16 protein-coding genes are annotated in these 15,260 nt (G+C 59.1%); 6 read left to right on the top strand and 10 right to left on the bottom strand.

Features of this window, described 5'->3' with window-relative positions; all coding sequences use genetic code 11:
* Positions 1-127: 127 nt before the first annotated feature.
* Entirely contained in the window at positions 128-826 is a 699-nt protein-coding gene (locus ACIPUD_RS03210; RefSeq protein WP_446480092.1) for a hypothetical protein, read from the bottom strand.
* Between the two features lie 186 nt (positions 827-1,012).
* Between ACIPUD_RS03210 and ACIPUD_RS03205 the strand changes: the two genes are divergently transcribed.
* Positions 1,013-1,231 carry a hypothetical protein gene (locus tag ACIPUD_RS03205; protein WP_161495139.1) on the top strand — a complete coding sequence of 73 codons (219 nt, stop codon included), beginning with the start codon at positions 1,013-1,015 and terminating at the stop codon, positions 1,229-1,231.
* Positions 1,232-2,055: 824 nt separating this feature from the next.
* Here the strand turns inward: ACIPUD_RS03205 and ACIPUD_RS03200 are convergent.
* Positions 2,056-3,195 (bottom strand): transglycosylase, encoded by a 1,140-nt coding sequence (locus ACIPUD_RS03200; protein ID WP_446480091.1) that lies wholly within the window; start codon positions 3,193-3,195, stop codon positions 2,056-2,058.
* Positions 3,196-3,448: 253 nt separating this feature from the next.
* On the opposite strand from ACIPUD_RS03200, the gene ACIPUD_RS03195 reads away from it, so the two are divergent.
* Positions 3,449-4,726, top strand: a complete 1,278-nt coding sequence (locus ACIPUD_RS03195) for a L,D-transpeptidase (protein WP_446480139.1) — start codon at positions 3,449-3,451, stop codon at positions 4,724-4,726.
* A gap of 387 nt (positions 4,727-5,113) precedes the next feature.
* Here the strand turns inward: ACIPUD_RS03195 and ACIPUD_RS03190 are convergent, their stop codons facing one another.
* The 7 genes from ACIPUD_RS03190 to ACIPUD_RS03160 all read right to left on the bottom strand — a co-directional run bounded on the left by ACIPUD_RS03190 (position 5,114) and on the right by ACIPUD_RS03160 (position 11,963).
* Positions 5,114-5,392 (bottom strand): hypothetical protein, encoded by a 279-nt coding sequence (locus ACIPUD_RS03190; protein ID WP_377791702.1) that lies wholly within the window; start codon positions 5,390-5,392, stop codon positions 5,114-5,116.
* Between the two features lie 186 nt (positions 5,393-5,578).
* Positions 5,579-6,079, bottom strand: coding sequence for a septal ring lytic transglycosylase RlpA family protein (locus ACIPUD_RS03185; RefSeq protein WP_446480138.1), 501 nt, complete (start codon positions 6,077-6,079; stop codon positions 5,579-5,581).
* Positions 6,080-7,310: 1,231 nt separating this feature from the next.
* Positions 7,311-7,643, bottom strand: coding sequence for a hypothetical protein (locus tag ACIPUD_RS03180; protein WP_446480090.1), 333 nt, complete (start codon positions 7,641-7,643; stop codon positions 7,311-7,313).
* Positions 7,644-8,058: 415 nt separating this feature from the next.
* The gene (locus ACIPUD_RS03175; protein ID WP_377791700.1) at positions 8,059-8,589 is read right to left on the bottom strand and encodes a DUF1269 domain-containing protein; all 531 of its coding nucleotides are present in this window, start codon (positions 8,587-8,589) and stop codon (positions 8,059-8,061) included.
* A 13-nt stretch (positions 8,590-8,602) separates the two neighbouring features.
* Positions 8,603-8,824, bottom strand: a complete 222-nt coding sequence (locus ACIPUD_RS03170; protein ID WP_377791699.1) for a hypothetical protein — start codon at positions 8,822-8,824, stop codon at positions 8,603-8,605.
* A 52-nt stretch (positions 8,825-8,876) separates the two neighbouring features.
* Complete coding sequence (locus ACIPUD_RS03165; RefSeq protein ID WP_446480137.1) at positions 8,877-10,640, bottom strand: sensor histidine kinase; 1,764 nt, start codon at positions 10,638-10,640, stop codon at positions 8,877-8,879.
* A 315-nt stretch (positions 10,641-10,955) separates the two neighbouring features.
* A complete protein-coding gene (locus ACIPUD_RS03160) occupies positions 10,956-11,963 on the bottom strand; it encodes a transporter (RefSeq protein WP_377791698.1) in 1,008 nt (335 codons plus the stop codon).
* A gap of 409 nt (positions 11,964-12,372) precedes the next feature.
* Here ACIPUD_RS03160 and ACIPUD_RS03155 point away from each other — a divergent pair, with 409 nt between their 5' ends.
* The 4 genes from ACIPUD_RS03155 to ACIPUD_RS03140 all read left to right on the top strand — a co-directional run bounded on the left by ACIPUD_RS03155 (position 12,373) and on the right by ACIPUD_RS03140 (position 14,618).
* On the top strand, positions 12,373-13,011 hold the full coding sequence (locus ACIPUD_RS03155; RefSeq protein WP_377791697.1) for a response regulator transcription factor: 639 nt from the start codon (positions 12,373-12,375) through the stop codon (positions 13,009-13,011).
* A 110-nt stretch (positions 13,012-13,121) separates the two neighbouring features.
* Positions 13,122-13,832 carry an ion channel gene (locus ACIPUD_RS03150; RefSeq protein WP_377791696.1) on the top strand — a complete coding sequence of 237 codons (711 nt, stop codon included), beginning with the start codon at positions 13,122-13,124 and terminating at the stop codon, positions 13,830-13,832.
* 187 nt (positions 13,833-14,019) lie between these two features.
* The gene (locus tag ACIPUD_RS03145; protein WP_085350588.1) at positions 14,020-14,283 is read left to right on the top strand and encodes a hypothetical protein; all 264 of its coding nucleotides are present in this window, start codon (positions 14,020-14,022) and stop codon (positions 14,281-14,283) included.
* 95 nt (positions 14,284-14,378) lie between these two features.
* Positions 14,379-14,618, top strand: a complete 240-nt coding sequence (locus ACIPUD_RS03140; RefSeq protein ID WP_317245909.1) for a hypothetical protein — start codon at positions 14,379-14,381, stop codon at positions 14,616-14,618.
* Between the two features lie 198 nt (positions 14,619-14,816).
* On the opposite strand, the gene ACIPUD_RS03135 is transcribed toward ACIPUD_RS03140, so the two are convergent.
* On the bottom strand, positions 14,817-14,999 hold the full coding sequence (locus ACIPUD_RS03135; RefSeq protein ID WP_377791695.1) for a hypothetical protein: 183 nt from the start codon (positions 14,997-14,999) through the stop codon (positions 14,817-14,819).
* Positions 15,000-15,260 lie beyond the last annotated feature (261 nt).

Here is a 15,260-nt window from a genome sequence, read left to right as displayed (position 1 = left end):
AAGATGTTCGGTGACGTGCGCGTTTTGGAGCCATCTACCCAGCGATGCAAAACAGGCCGACCTCATCAACGCGTGAAGCACTGCGACGCCGATCGTCTCTGCCTGCCGATAACGATAGCCTAGCTTTCTAGTGACGTACTGACGCTGAATGTTGTCGTAGGCCTTCCATGAACCGAGCGAACACACTTTTCTTTGCCTGCGGCCACGCCGCCGGATACACCGGTAATACGAGAAGCTTGCTCTTAGCGATGACCGTAGCCACCGGATGCAAAAGCTGCATCCAGGCTGGCCAGGACGCTAATTTGGCAAACAATACCGCATGCATCGCTGTCGCAACCCCGAAAGAGATCGGAAGCCACAGTACCGCAGCCAAGATTACAAGCAATGCGGTGTTCGGGGTGAGATGGCGACATGTTCGAAATACCCACGCCATACCGCTTGCGAAGGCAAGGTGCATGGTTCGCTCGAACGCTCGATAGCTAATCTTGCGCCGGAACCGCGACCAGCGGCGGCGCATCGATATGATCCACTTTCGACGTCTCGTCTCGGAAAGAGGAAGGATGCGCAGCGCGGCACCCACGGCAGCAACGACGAAGTTGCCCAGCACCTTGGCTGCGAAGAGCGGAAGCCAAACAATCTCCATCACCAGAGGGAAGGTATAGTCGAGCAGCCGCATCAACACCGAAATGGTGAAATGCAGAATCTTGTTTGCGGCGATCGCGATTAAAACGAGTGGAACGATGATCACGTCATCGAGAGCACCGCGCAGATGGCGCTCTTCGATGCGTGCTCGGCTTTGATCATGGGTCACGCTACTACCGGTCAAGGCGTGCTTTCGCCGCCCCGTCCGCCATCCCGACGGAGCTAAACTATTGCATTATTGACCAAACGCTAGCAGGTCATTCCAGTCGCACATCTGCGGACGGCTCGACGGGTTTGCCGGACGGTTGTTCGGGCCACGCAAACGCCGTTCACCCTAGTTCTGCCTGCGCCGCAGGCAGCGGCGATTTCCGTGATCATGCTGTCCGGCTGCGCGAGCATGGGAGCAATGGGTGTGGCTTGCGCCGACACCGCGAGAGACAGAGCGAACGCGCCAATTGCAATTAACCTGATCATTCTCACCTCCTCGAAGAGCGATGAATGGACCAAGCTGACGCCGCACTTGCTTGCAAGACTTGAGATGGATCAAGGGTTCTTAACTAACGCGGCTTCTTCATCCGTGTTGGGATAAGTAGTCTCGGCCCCTCAGGCGACACTTCCATATCGGTTCACGAGCATGCCTTCCCGCTGGCATTCACGCACTGGCACAAGGTGCACTAGTCAAATCCTGAGTTTCTGCTTGTCTACGGTGCGCCTTGCCGATTCTTTCCAGCCCCCAAGCTTCCAGGATTGGCGAGAACGTACAGGCCCCGGCGGGGCATCCGTTTCGCCGGGGCCGCGGATGCGGAGATAGTCTGGGTCTATGGACGCAGCGGCAGATCGACAAAAGGTTTGGAGTTGGCTCGCCGGTGGGCAGAGCATGCTTCGGCGCACGAGCTTGCCAGCATGGTGAGCGGGTCGCTTGATGATCTCAGCCAGATTTTGCCACCAGACGTATCCGATCGCCGTGCATGCGTGGAGCTGTCTGCGCCTCAATTTCACCATCCGACTCAGGCTGTGGTTGTATTCGTTGCCGGCGTCTCGTCTGCGACGGTTGTCGATCCCGAACCGGCGCGCGACGAAGCGGAGCCAGAGGCCCGGAGAGAACCCCATCAAACCGGGCCTTTGCGCTGTCCGTTGAGCGAAGCGCATCGCGCCTTACGTATGTCATCGCCGGTTGGTTCCGACGTCGCTTTGAGCAGGCAGCGCTGCATCGTGTCCAGGATAAATCCCGTCTAAGTTGGAGCGTTGAACTGGCCGGCTTTGGGCCACAAACAGAGATCGGCACCTTATCGATCGCCTCGTTAGCACGCAGCAGGAACGACCCGAGCGCGTCGTTGACATGTAAAGTGCAACCACGCGACCAGCGACGGTGAAGCCCCGCTCGCCCGTGGTGCGGCAACTCCTGCTAACCCCTCAACGGACATTCACTGGTACCTGCGCCCGCTCGGCGTCGGCGGTCGCGTTGCCCATGTATCTCGATTGGAAATGAGCAACCCGCTCGCGCCACATTCCGACGAACGCCTCCGACGTCAGCTTCTCCACCGATTTCCACGCCCCCTTAACGGCCGGAAGCGTATTGCCCCAGATCGCGCGCCTGCACCATTTTTCGCCCTTCTCCCTGCCTTCACTGGTGGCGCACATCGATTTCCAGGCCACGCGATTGGGTTCGCTGAGGTGCTCCGCGGCGCCTTCCCAGCCCTGCTGATGGATCAGGTAGAGATCGTTCAAGTCCGGCTTCCTGTGGGTCACCCACTCGAACAGAATCCCTTCGGTAATGATCTTGTAGGCCGCCGCAACGGCATTATCGCGGGGATTGAGAATATCTCCGGAGCCGAATTTGCCGAACTCGTATTTGCTCAGCTGGAACAGCCCGATATACGACCCGGTGCGTTGCTTTGGGTCGAAACCGGACTCGACCTTGGCCACCGCCTTCATGAAAGTGAAATCCAGACCGAAAGCGTCGGACGCGCGCTTGATCTCTTCCATCGGCGTTCCGACCGGGATGTCCTTGAACGAACGCAAGACGATCGCAGCCGGCTTCTCGGCAGGCGGCAGTTCGGACCAGATATAACAAATGAGATACCGGAAATCCTGCGGCCCCGAGTTGGAGGCACCGCCGGATGCACCGCACGTCGTCGGCGCCAGTTGGGCGACATCATGGTGGCCCAAGTCCACCGATTCCTGCACACGCGGTAAATCAGCCGACCGCGTCTGCGACGGATCGGGCAACGCGGCCACGACGATCGATTCCGATTTATCCGAGGCCGCCGTCGTGTCGGTAGCCGTCCCCGCCGCGGGTTCGGCGGCCATCGCCACTTCGGCGCTAGCGACAGCGGCGTTCGCGGGTCCGGTGTTGCCCATTGCGATTGCCTGCGGTTCATCCGCGAGCCTCGCGGTGGCGGCGAGAGATGCTGCGCGGTCCTGGATTGTCACTGCGCGAGCGTTCTCGGTGCCGGCGGGACCGAAGCCGGCTAGCCAGCCAGCGATCCACCCCGCGAGAACGACCATTCCGCAAAATGTCGGCGCCACTATCGTAAATCGCCGCGTGTTCATGATGCCGTCGCCCCCAATAGGCTCCACTGGAGCCGTGTAGAAAAGCCAAGCATGCGAAGCGGCTCATTCTTGGGATCAATGTGGGTGGCGCAATAGCGCAAACCGCCGCTCCTTGATATTTCCAAAGCATGTTGCCCGATTGCAACGCGTCGAATCGCAAGCAGTAGCGCCCCACTCCATGGCAACTCGCACTGCAATTGTGAGTACGGTCCAATTTTCGACCCACTGCGACCAGATTTGGAGGAGAGGCTTGGTGCGCTGTCAGGATGACGCATCAGGCGCCAGCTTCGCGCATCGTCTCGAACCGATGGAATCGCGCCTATGGGACCGGGCGATGTTCGTTAAGAAATTGTCAGCAATGCAGGGCGCGATAACAACCGCTGTATTCGCGATTTTCATGCTCCCTGCGGGGGTCGCACACGCTCAATTTCTGTTTGGACCCCAACACACGTTCTGGCGAAGCCAATACGCTCCGTACAAACACAAGCCCCACCACCGGCAGACAAACTCTGAAATGGCGAAGAGCCTTCGGCTCGAGCCCCTTCCGAAGGGCCCGCTCCAGATTATCATCTCGATAGCAGACCAACGGGTCTCCCTTTTTGACAACGGGGCCCTGATTGCACGCTCGCCGGTGTCCACCGGAACGGAGGGGCATCCGACGCCCCTCGGCGTGTTCAGCGTCATCAGCAAACAACGATGGCACCGTTCAAATATTTATAGCGGCGCCCCCATGCCCTACATGCAACGCATCACCTGGTCAGGTATTGCGTTGCACGCCGGTGTCGTGCCTGGGCATCCAGCGTCACACGGCTGCATCCGTTTGAAAGATAATTTTGCCGTTCGACTGTGGCATCTCACGAAGCGCGGCACGCGCGTGATTATTGCGCATGGTGATGTCCAGCCAGTCGAGATAACCAATCCGCATCTATTTCAACCGAAGGCCGCGGCTGGTTCGTCCGAATTCCAGAGTGCCACCGTCGCAACCGAGAGCATCGGTGCAGCCGCGGCAACGCAGGGATCACTGGTATCAAACGCCGAGACTCCAGAAGCCGCCAGCCTCCAGGAGCCGGGCTCAGCTCCCGCTGCAAGCGTGCCTAAAAAGATCGTTCCGATCTCCATCTTCGTCAGTCGTAAGTTGAGCAAGCTGTTCGTGCGTCAGGGCTTCACGCCGTTGTTTGATGTCCCGGTCAAGATCGAAAATCCGGAGGAGCCGCTGGGAACGCACGTGTTTACCGCACTGGAATTCCAGAACGAGAGAACCGCTATTCGCTGGAGCGTCGTGTCGATTCCAGATGAATTGCCCCCTATGTCCGGGGCTGCCACGAAAGGGCGAGAAGCGCCCGCGAAGCAAACCGTGCCGGCACCGCTTCCCGATCAGGCCGCCGCTGTCCTTAACCGCATTGAAATAGCACAGGATACGGTTGAGAGGATCTCAAAACTTCTGACGCCGGCCTCTTCATTGATTATTTCCGACCACGGATTTAGCCGTGAGACCGGAAAAGACACGGATTTCATCGTGCTAACGCATTGATGCGGCGGCGCAACTCACCAACACACGATGCCGCTGCGCAACCCGCTGGAATTGTTCGACCGCAATTCTGATGCAAATTCTTGATGTCTGCGGCCAAAGCAGCGCGAGGTCTGTTCTGGTTAATCACGTCGGTTTGCAACGACTGACGACTTCAGCTCCGCCCTCATAAACAAACGTCGATAACGCCCACCGGCAGCCAGCCGCTATTAATGCCGAGTCGGGAAACGTTGGTCGCCAATCGCAACCACTTCGGTCGCCAGACTTGCCGAACGGAGCAACTCTCTGGTGATTGGGGACAATCCGAGGAACCTCTGGGCTGACTAGTGCGGCGTCGCCCGTTGGCCGCCCACTGCGATCCGCATTGGCGCCGCTCACTGCCCAGCCCGCCTACTTGATCGTCGCGTGCACGGTGATTACTGACGTGCCAGAAGCTTTCGGCCCCTTACCCACTGCCTTGATGGCAAAGGTGTCACTTCCCTTGTACCGGGCCTTTGTCTTGTATTCGTAAGTCGCAACGTTAAGCTTCTTCAGTTTGCCGTGTGCTGGCTTCCGTGAGATTTCCGAGCTACTCGTCACGCCGCGCAGCGTGATCGGGAAAGTGCAACTTTCCCCAGACGCCACGTTGATGTCGCCCGTCGAATTCTCTCCCCAATCCGCCAGCTCCATCGATCTGGAACACTCCGGAGCTGCCAACGCGTTAGAAACGTACGTGGGGCTAGAAGCTCCCGCGATAAAGGCCACAATAGCTAGACTAGGCAACCGCACCACAGGCTCCTCGATATGGAATAGGCTGATCTTGGCCCTGCTCCGCCTTGTCGTCGAACCCTCCGCAATGCCAACGAGCGCCCGGTTCTAGTGACGGCGGTGATGGCGGAGCGAAGGAGCTATCGCCATTGAGGATCCAAACATTCCTAAAGGACGCATGACGTCCTCCGTCGGCTGGAAGAACCCTGGCAGGGCCGCCGCAGCGACGGGACGTTGGCGGCCTCGGTTCGCGACCAACGTCCCACCGGATCCCATTTGGACAACCATGGCAGTCACGTTGCGATGGGTGCAGCGGCAGCCGAGCGCACTCGCGGCCGCAGGCGATAGATCAAGGAACGCGCCGGTGAATGGACCGCGGTCGTTCACAGTGACCTGGACCGATCGGCCGCCGCTCTGAACCATCAGGACGGTGCCGAATGGCAGCGTCCGGTGGGCTGCCGTCATTGCAGCGCAGTTGAGCACGCCCCCGGAAGCTGTGCGGCGACCGCATAGGCGGTCACTCCCGCCGTAGTAAGTGGCGCTTCCGGAGAGACGATGCGCCTCGGCCACGGAAGAAAGCGAGAGAAGGACGATGCCGGCCACGACCATGCGTTTCATGCTGGGTCCCTCGGGTATGAAAGAGGCGCTGCGACAGCGTCGCCTCACCGCTAAGTCCAATCGGAGGTCCTACGAACGGGCGGGCGCGAGAGGTCAAACAGCCAAGCCCACCGGCAGCTTCTACTCTGTTGATCGGCAAAGGTTCCGGGAGGCGGCCAAAATGGAACAGTGGGGTAGGCTACACAGCCGGCATTTCCGCTGGGTAGTGCAGGGAGCCCGAGCAACGCGCAGACGGGCCAATTGATGGCAACTCTCGGCCCTCGGACACCCCGACCCAATCCGACGAGTTCATCATTGCTGAGCCGTTCGAGTAGAACGGAACAGGGCCCCACGCGGTAGATGATTTTCTCCACCGTCGTATCGACCAGCGCCTTCTTTTGCCAGCGTTGGATCGCCCTGATTGTCATCAACGCCAGCAGTTGGCGGCCCGTCGGATAGCTCGCTTCCGCTTTCCGGGCATAGCGGACATGGCCGGGTGGGGGCGAGCCGTGACGCGGTCCTGAATGACCATAGCGGCGCTGGCACTCTCCTCGTGCTTTTTAGTCCGCGACGAACTCTCAAATGCCGCATCGTCTCGTTACGTGCCCACGCTGAACGGTTTGATACGAGTGTGATCCGATTGCCGCGCCTGAGCGTTAAAGGAGTTTTGAAAGACAGCGCCTACAAGGTTAGCCGATGTCAGACCCAAATTCCGCTCATCATGACGCCGCCATTCAGTATTCGGCGTGGGCTCTCGAAGAGACGGAAAAATCAGGTAATGAAGAAGCCGCTCGACACGCTCGGGCTGCGTTGAAATGCTTGAAGAAGGCTACGGCGCCGCGAGATCGAATGCCGGTGCGAGGATAGCGCCGTCCGTGCGAGCCTTGAAACCTTGCGTCAGGGGCTTAAACGCATTAGCCCACCAAGCGAACCGACACGAACTCATCCGGCGAGCATGACCAAAGGGTGATTTTGACCGCTTGGTGGGCACAAAGCGTGTTGCGGAATTCGGTCTCTATCGGCGCATTGGGGCATGAGTGGAGCGCACCGCCCCCCTGTAACTGCGACCACGGATTTTCTCGGAGCAGATTTCCTGAAGGGCCGCGGTCGCGCGGTCCCCGCGATAGGCCATAGTCGCCGGAGAACCTGCCGACCGATGGCGCAGGGTCGCCATCGTCGGACGGTCACCGTCAGCGCTTGCGCGCACAGAGGGCCAAGCCGCGCTGTCGGGCGTCGCTACGGATCAATAGGCGCAGATATAGTTCCCGTACGCATCGTAGCAACTGCGGCGGTACGCAGCAGCGCCAACGGCAGCCGCGCCTGCCGCTGCCGCTCCGACACCATAGCCGCGATAGCCGTAGCCGCGATAGGCCCCACCACGATAGGCGTAGCGCCCGCCGCGCACTGCCACGGCTCCGCCACCCCGAGGTCCTCGAACTGCTACCGCGCCGCCGCGATAGCCTCCACCGCCCCGGTAGGCACCGCCGCCGCGACCGCGAGCATCGGCGTCGTCGGGAGTGAAGGTTACTACCAGCACGGCTGCAGCTGCCGAAGCGATGAGAATTCGACGCAACACTAGGGGTACTCCTTATTCTGGAGAGGAAGCCGCAGGACACCACACTTGCGCATCGCGCCGAACCGCGGTTCATCCGAAGCTCGCTCGCGAGAGCTCAGCACCTTTGACCTGAATCAAACCTCACGTTCATCTACGTGAAGGGAACTGCTCCATCACTCGCTCAATCGTGAGAAGCGATCCGTCCAGTCACGGCCGTTGCGGCTGAAACAGCGGGCCCGTGCGCCATCCCCGGCGCACCATCAGTAGCAATTATGCTTACGTACTTTCCCCTGGCCACTAAAACGACCCCGCACCACACCAATGACCGCACCCGGCGCGGCGTCACCGCTAAAGCTCCTTGGGCCCAAACCGAAATTGGGCCAGAGAGGGTTGCGGTAATGCCGAGAGCGGTCGTCGGCTGGCGGTCGCCATCGTTTCAAGCGCCCGGCAAATCAGGAGGCGCAGCCGCCGGTACCGCTGCTTTGACCTCCGCCAGAGCCGCTTGCAGGGCGGCTTCCTTGGTGTGGTCGAGAGAAGTCTTTAGCACCGTGCCGCCTTCGCCTTTGAGCCTCTCAAGAACCTTATCTGCCGTGACTTTGCGTACCAGTACGAAGAGCGCTGCGGTTCCGGGTTGAACGGCGGCGGCCGTCTCCTTCATCCATTTGTCGTCAATGCCGACATCCGTTAAATATCCGCTGAGCGTACCGGACGCGACGCCAAGGGCAGCACCAGCAAGCGGCATCAAAAAGATCAGGCCGATCAGCGTGCCCCAAAAGGCGCCAGTAGCGGCACCAGCAGCCGTGGTATTGATCAGTTGATTTAGTTTGACGTTTCCGTTGCTGTCTTTCACCGCGATCACGGCATCGCCGAGTTCGATCAAATACTCTTTCTGCATGGCCAGCAATTTTTGACGAACTTCCTCAGCCTTCGCCTCGGTCGGAAATGCAATTACGACAAGGTCACTCATCTGTACTTCTCCTCTACTCGAACGATTGCTGCCTAAGCGAGAGAGGATGCGCCCGGTCGTCCGGAATAGGCAAGCCGCTACAGATCAGCGGCACCCGATTTTCTTGACGTAGATCAATGCTGCCGTCGCTCGACAGCCGCCAAGGATGACGCATGCCATTTGACCCACAACGGGCTTTCACCATCGAAGTGGCGGGGATCGCCACCGTCATTTTGAGCGTGATCGTCTTGGCCACCGTCCTGTATTCCGTTTGGTAAGGCCGAAAGCGCACGTCAGGGTGCCAAGCCCTATGATGGTCCAGCGCTGTCGGTACATAGAGGAAGCCTGATCTGGAACGTCGCGCCGCCGTGATCCCGATTTCTTGCCGAAATCTGCCCATTGTGCGCCTCGATAATGGTGCGCGCGATGGACAGTCCCATGCCCATGCCTTCGGGCTTGCTGGTGAAAAACGGCTCGAAGACCTCCTTCAATTTGTCTTCGGGAATGCCCGAGCCGCGATCAGACACGGTTAGCTGGGCAAAGTTCTCGACGCGCGAAGTCCGAATGGTGATGATGCGGTTTTCGTCCGGCGTGTCCTTCATCGCATCGATGCCGTTCACGACAAGGTTCAGAATGACTTGTTGAAGTTGAATACGGTCCCCAAGGATCGGAAGCGCATTCTGCGTGAGCACGTTCGCCATTTTGAAGTTCCGGCTAACAGCCAACGCGGAAAAAAATCTGATCGTCTCTTCCACAACTTCATTGAGGTCGAAGTTTTTCAGTTCGAATGGTGCCTTTTTCAGCAGGCTGCGCATCCTACGGATAACTTCGGTAGCGCGCTGGTCATCCTTTAGAATATCCCCCAAGATTTCGTTTAGTTCGTTGATGTTTGGGTTTGGTGACTTCAAGATCGCCTGCGCGGTCTCGGTGTTGGTCAGAATAGCGCCGAGCGGCTGGTTGATTTCGTGGGCAATCGACGCGGTCAGTTCGCCAGCCGTCGAGAAGCGGTTGACATGCGCCAGCTCCGTCATGCGCTGCCGCGACTGCACTTCGGCAAGTTGACGCCGGCGATGCTCACTTAAAAGCCCTGCGATAAGTCCGGCCTGCAAGAGGATAACAGCGATGGTCAGCGCGATCTGCCAAGTGTAACGCTCCCACGCCGTCGGCTCCCGAAACAGAATTTCGCTACCCGGCGGAAGACGGCTCTCGCTGATGCCCCAACGCTGCATCTGATTCCAATCGAATCTTGGCAACGCGAAGCGCGTCGGTGGCGTCTTGATGTCGCCTGCCTGCTCGCCGTTTAGGATGCGAACCGCGACGGCCGCCGCCACTTCGCTTCCTTCCCGGATTGAATGCATCGGACCACCTACGAGCCCCTCGCCGAACGAACCGTCGCCTTGAGAGAAGATTGGTGCGCTCGATGCTTCAACGAGCCGTTTCAGAGCACTTTGGGTTTCGTGAGCAACCCCAGCGGCATCAACATTCATTAAGTGGAAGAAAATAGCACTATGAGGCGGAAGCTTCGAGGCATCCCCAAGAATCTGTTCGAATGACAGCTCATTGTAGAACTTTAGTTCGACTCGCTCGGCGAGAAAGGCAGTTTCGCGCTTTAGCTCGCCAAGCCAAAAACGTTCGTTTGGAGACGCCCCATTCACAATCGCAATCAGCTTGGTACGAGGCAAGACGTGCAGGATGCTCTCGAAAGCAGCCGGGAAGTCGTGAGCTGTCGCCACAACGGTGTCGTCCCTCGTCAGCTTGTCATACTGAACCCGGCGAGCCTCCACGACTGTGAACAGCATCGGCACGCCCGGGAAAATGCTTTCGCGATATCGCTGGACGAAGTTCGCAGCGGGAGCACCGATAGCAACTATCAGATCGGGAGCTTTCTTTGCGTAGAGGCTACGGAGATATTTGACGAAGGGCCGATCTGATTGGTCGTCATCCAGCCGCGCGGTGAGGAGCGAGTGATCGTGGAAGTCGATTGGCGCTTTGAACCTTCGGGAGATTTCAGATCGTATGATTTGGGCATACTCAGTCCACGGCTTGAAGCGGAGGCCAAACGAATGGAGCATCAGAACGCGCTTCGGCTCCGGATCAGCCGCACGATTTTGGCCGGTCGTCGCGATCAACAATGCGATGGCCAACACAGCCGTGAAGCTCCGCGCCGCGCGGGTTCGGGGTGGTGATAGAGCTGGCCAAAAAAGGCATCGCACTTCGAGCCCCAATCCAAATGCAGTACCGTAACTGGACCACGAGATGATTGACAAGAGAAAGCAAGGGGAAATTAAGGGCCGGTCAGACACAATCAAGGCGCCAGCACTTATCATGCAGCAGAGCAAATTGGTTCGACTGCTACCGATTGTCGCCAGATCGTTCGAGATCCTTTCTCAATATCCGTCGCCCCAACGATACTGCCATGCGATACCAACGGCGGTCAGTTCGCTTCCAGTGCGGGTGGTGACGCCGGTGCTGGCAGAGAGCTTAAGTGAGTTCTGTCGATTGATGGGTAAGGCAACCGTCAAGCCAGCCCGCGTTATCGCCTGCTCGTTGTCACTTTTGACGCCGTTGAGGGTCGTGCGGCCGCCCGCGAGATAGTGCCCGTCCAGCGCCATCCAAATGCCGGACTGGAACGTGTAAATGACATGTCCCTGCACGGCATAGATCGGAGCCTGCGAAAACGTATTGCCGCCGAAGAAGTCGGTGTTGTCGCTGAAAAACGTTACGCTTGGGGCCAGCTCGACAGTCCATGGACCCCAAGCCTTTGAAATGCCGAACTCGGGCCGGAATGACCAGCGATTTCCGCCCAGGTTGAGCAGCTTGGTGTTGTCATACTGCCCGAGAGGTGTGGAGACCTGCAAGCTTGCTCCGACGATTAGATCCTGCCGATAGTTGGCGAATTCCTTCGCCGATAGCGCGGGTGCCCCGAACAAGTTTACTGAGACGCGAAATCGAGGATCGCTCAAGCCAAATATTTCCCGCTCACGGGGCCCGCCGTTCACGAGTCCATGGGCGGCAAATGAGGATGTCGGCACGATAACATCCAGCTTGGCTGACTGACCTACAAGCTCGAAAGAACGAACGTAGGCCAGCACCCCGGTGTCGGAGCGGAAGGCGGCGTCGGCAATCGCCGTATTGGGGTCGAACGCGAGTTTGCCTTGCGAGTAGGCGTAGCCAGCAATCAGGAAATTCAATCCGATAGGCGTGTTGGAGTAGGATCGCGGTTCTGCCTCCTGTGCCTTCGCATTTGACACCACAGACACTACGGCGATCATTCCCAATGCCAAGCCGAGAGGGAGGCGCCCTGCGACACGCGCTTCAGGTGCGCCGGTGCCTGCATCGACTGCGATGGTTGCGTCGCTGACCGTCAAGTGCACCCTAACGCCATGCCGGTTCATGGAGACATCCTACCAAGGGACCCTGTCGGATCAAGTGATCGAACGGTCCATCGGCAAGCTTCGTCATCACTCACAAAAGGCAGATCATCTCACCGAAATCACGGCTGCGGTGTTCGAACACCGCCTTGTGTGTACTATCAAGCATAAAATCAAACGGAGAAGGCGCGAGTGCAACGGTGTCAAAGACGCAGCCGCGCGGTCCCGGCACAAGCCCGCACCTCCAAAGGAGCCTGCCGACCACCATTCGGAGGGTCGCCATCGTCGAAAGGGCCGCGCCGCAGGTGGGGGAGTGGCACAAACTGCATAGATCGCCTTCGAGCGGACAGATCAGCCATGCCCGAAAGAGCGCCGAAAGACACTTACTCCCCGCGGATTGCGCGATACCCTTGGTGGAACGAATGGAGGACCGGTGCCGGGGTTCGTGCACATTGTTGACGACGACCAGTCATTCCGAACGGCGATCGAACGCCGCCTGAAGAAAGCCGGGTACAAGGTCGAGACCTATGCTTGCGCCCAGCAGTTGCTGGACCACCTGCCAACCAGTGATGAGCCGAGCTGCATCATCCTCGATGTGCGGATGCCAGGCGTGGATGGCCCGGCCCTGCAGAAGCGCCTGGGCGAACTCAGCTCACCACTGCCGATCATATTTCTCACGGGCGTTCCCAACATTCCCGCCACCGTGCAGGCTATCAAGGCGGGCGCCGATGACTTCCTGACCAAGCCGGTGAACTCTGATGACCTCTTTCGCGCGATTGAAAGGGCCTGTGCGCACCACCAAACATTACGAGGTCTGAAGGAAAAGATGGACGACACGCGGGCTCGTCTCGGGCGACTGACGCCACGCGAGCGACAGGTCTTCGACCTTGTCGTTCGCGGTAACATGAACAAGCAGATTGCTCATACGCTGGGAACGACTGAGCGCACGATAAAAGCTCACCGTCACGGAGTGATGGAGAAATTGCAGGTGCGGTCGTTAGCCGAGCTGGTATCTCTTGCCGAGCGGATCGGGCTCCTAGGCGGCGCATCCGACTCTCAAGCTACGTTCTGAGCGCCAGGCCGCTCCATTGATCTACGTCAACATCGCTGAACTTTAGGCTCGAATTGTATTGCTGCGAAGGTGTGGTCGGTGCGATGCACCATGCGGTGTTAGGAGCATCGATGAGGATGCCCATAAGCGAGCTGCGCCGTTTGCGTGGAGAACGCATCGACTGGCTGCTCTCGATGCTGACGGGCGTGCTGGCATTACTGATTTTTGTCTTCGCCCCGCTACAAGCAATGGGCATTACCGCCTTCCATCTGTTTGCCGATGGTCTGTTGCTAACGATCATCGTCAGCATGGTGATCATCTCCAACAGCCCAACTGCCCTCGTTCTGATGTCGCTGGCGCTGGTTTTTAATGTCGCCGTATTCTTTCTGCGCATCTACTACCCTGTACCCTACCATCTTCACATTTTGGCGGGCGCTTGGTTGGTCATTGCCTGCACATTAGGAGTTGTCGTGCTTCAGGCCGTATTTAGGCGAGGTCTCGTAACATATCATCGAATTATCGGGGCGATCCTTCTGTACCTGTTGATCGCGGTGGCCTTTGCAACGCTGTTCCTGTTTGTAGGGCTAGCGGCTCCGGACGCAATCAAGGGAATAGCTTTCGAGGACGATCATTCAGTCGCCGCATCGCTTTTTTACATGAGCTTTGTCACGCTCACATCGACTGGGTATGGAGACATCGTTCCGGTACATCCGTTGGCACGAAGTCTCTGCAATATCGAGAGCGTGATCGGTCAGCTTTATCCGGCGACCCTTCTGGCGAGGCTCGTTACCCTCGAGCTCAGCAGTACCGGCTCAGCGCGCAAGCCGACCCATACCACCTGAACCGCAGGCGCTGAACCGACACGCGTGCGCTGCACTCGCGTCCTGTGAGCTTCCGGCGTGGCCATGCAAACACTCGGTTGATCTATGTCAACACCGGCGATCCTTCAGCGGACACGCTGCGTGCAGCCGCACCTGAGACGGCGTCCGTGCATCCGTTGCGCTTGCACGAAAAAGGGAGACCCGCACCATGCATCCTAAGAAGCATTTTTCGATCAAGTCGGCGACTGTTGCAGGGATAGCTGCCAGCAGCCTGTTGGGGCTTGCAGGTCTCACTCTCAGTCCAGGCCCGGCCAATGCGGTCGTGTATTGCCAATACACTGCCTACCCCGCCGGCTGCGTTGCTCGGCCCGGTGTGGTGCTCGGTGCGCGTCCGGTAGCCCGCGCTGCGGTGCGCCATAATGCCGGTGGCAATGCCAATGGTGGCGTCAACCGCGTCGGCGTGCGGCGGTAGACCAGTGGTTTGCAGGTAGCTGGGGAGAAAAAGAGCCGTCGCGGTTGGTCTCGGCCCGGAGGATAGCGACCGATGACGGGCAGCGGCCTCGCGGTATGAAGTACACGTGGTATGTCACCTTTGAAGTGCCGATGGACGGCACGCTGCTAAGACGGCGACATCCGCGCTTAACGAAGACGTTTGTCACCGAAGCACAGGCCCGGGATTTTGCGCGAGCCAGATTCACCGAAGGATTGATTGTCACTGCAGGCACCATCATCCCGCACCTGCCAAGAGCGTCAATTCCGTCGGAGGGAATTCCAGAGTGGCTAGAAGCCAACCATGTAAATGACTGATCAGCGGGCCAGCAAACCGGGAGCTTGAAGATGTCGGAGCCGAAACAGGTCTGTCGTCGCAACGCACTCACTTTCCTTGGATACGCAGGGATGTTCGGGCTTGTGGCTTCGTCCTCAATTTTTGCAGCCTCAGAGGCTGTTGCCCAAACCACCGCGCCAGCCGCCGCGCCTACGACGCCGCCAGCGGACGCGCCGAAGTCAGGCACAGAACGCCGTCAGGAGCGGCGCAGCGGGCGAACAGAGCGCCGACAGGAACGCCGCACGGGACGCACTGAGCGGCGTCAGGAACGGCGCACCGGGCGCGACGAGCGGCGGGACGCTCGCGACGGCACCCCGGCTGCCACGACGACCACCACAGAGCAGAAAAAGTAGGCCCTTCATTCGGCCAACCACAGGAGCCGGGCCACCTCAGCGGAGGCCCGGGAAGGCCGTACAGAAGCCCGCCAGCGCCGGGCTGCAGACACACCGGGGCAAGCCGGGCCAGTTTGCCAGCCGCTGCCTCAGTCGTGCGTCGTGGCAATGCGCTGGCAAGGCAGGCATCTGTACACGCGCACGGCTTTATGAATTCCGATCTCTGACAATCTTCCGAGCAGCGTCATTTCGCGCTCGCAGTTCTCGCACGCGGGAGGTCGCTGGGCATCA

This window comes from Bradyrhizobium sp. CAR08 (assembly GCF_052871955.1).
Note: the sequence above shows the minus strand (reverse complement) of the source record. Positions and strands in the feature narration are given on the sequence as shown.

Coding starts and splice junctions, on each gene's coding strand:
- ACIPUD_RS03145 (WP_085350588.1), top strand. CDS start 14,020: ATGCATCCTAAGAAGCATTTTTCGATCAAGTCGGCGACTGTTGCAGGG.
- ACIPUD_RS03190 (WP_377791702.1), bottom strand. CDS start 5,392: ATGGAGCTGGCGGATTGGGGAGAGAATTCGACGGGCGACATCAACGTG.
- ACIPUD_RS03175 (WP_377791700.1), bottom strand. CDS start 8,589: ATGAGTGACCTTGTCGTAATTGCATTTCCGACCGAGGCGAAGGCTGAG.
- ACIPUD_RS03200 (WP_446480091.1), bottom strand. CDS start 3,195: ATGAACACGCGGCGATTTACGATAGTGGCGCCGACATTTTGCGGAATG.
- ACIPUD_RS03140 (WP_317245909.1), top strand. CDS start 14,379: ATGAAGTACACGTGGTATGTCACCTTTGAAGTGCCGATGGACGGCACG.
- ACIPUD_RS03150 (WP_377791696.1), top strand. CDS start 13,122: ATGAGGATGCCCATAAGCGAGCTGCGCCGTTTGCGTGGAGAACGCATC.
- ACIPUD_RS03135 (WP_377791695.1), bottom strand. CDS start 14,999: ATGAAGGGCCTACTTTTTCTGCTCTGTGGTGGTCGTCGTGGCAGCCGG.
- ACIPUD_RS03185 (WP_446480138.1), bottom strand. CDS start 6,079: ATGGTCGTGGCCGGCATCGTCCTTCTCTCGCTTTCTTCCGTGGCCGAG.
- ACIPUD_RS03160 (WP_377791698.1), bottom strand. CDS start 11,963: ATGAACCGGCATGGCGTTAGGGTGCACTTGACGGTCAGCGACGCAACC.
- ACIPUD_RS03165 (WP_446480137.1), bottom strand. CDS start 10,640: ATGCTCCATTCGTTTGGCCTCCGCTTCAAGCCGTGGACTGAGTATGCC.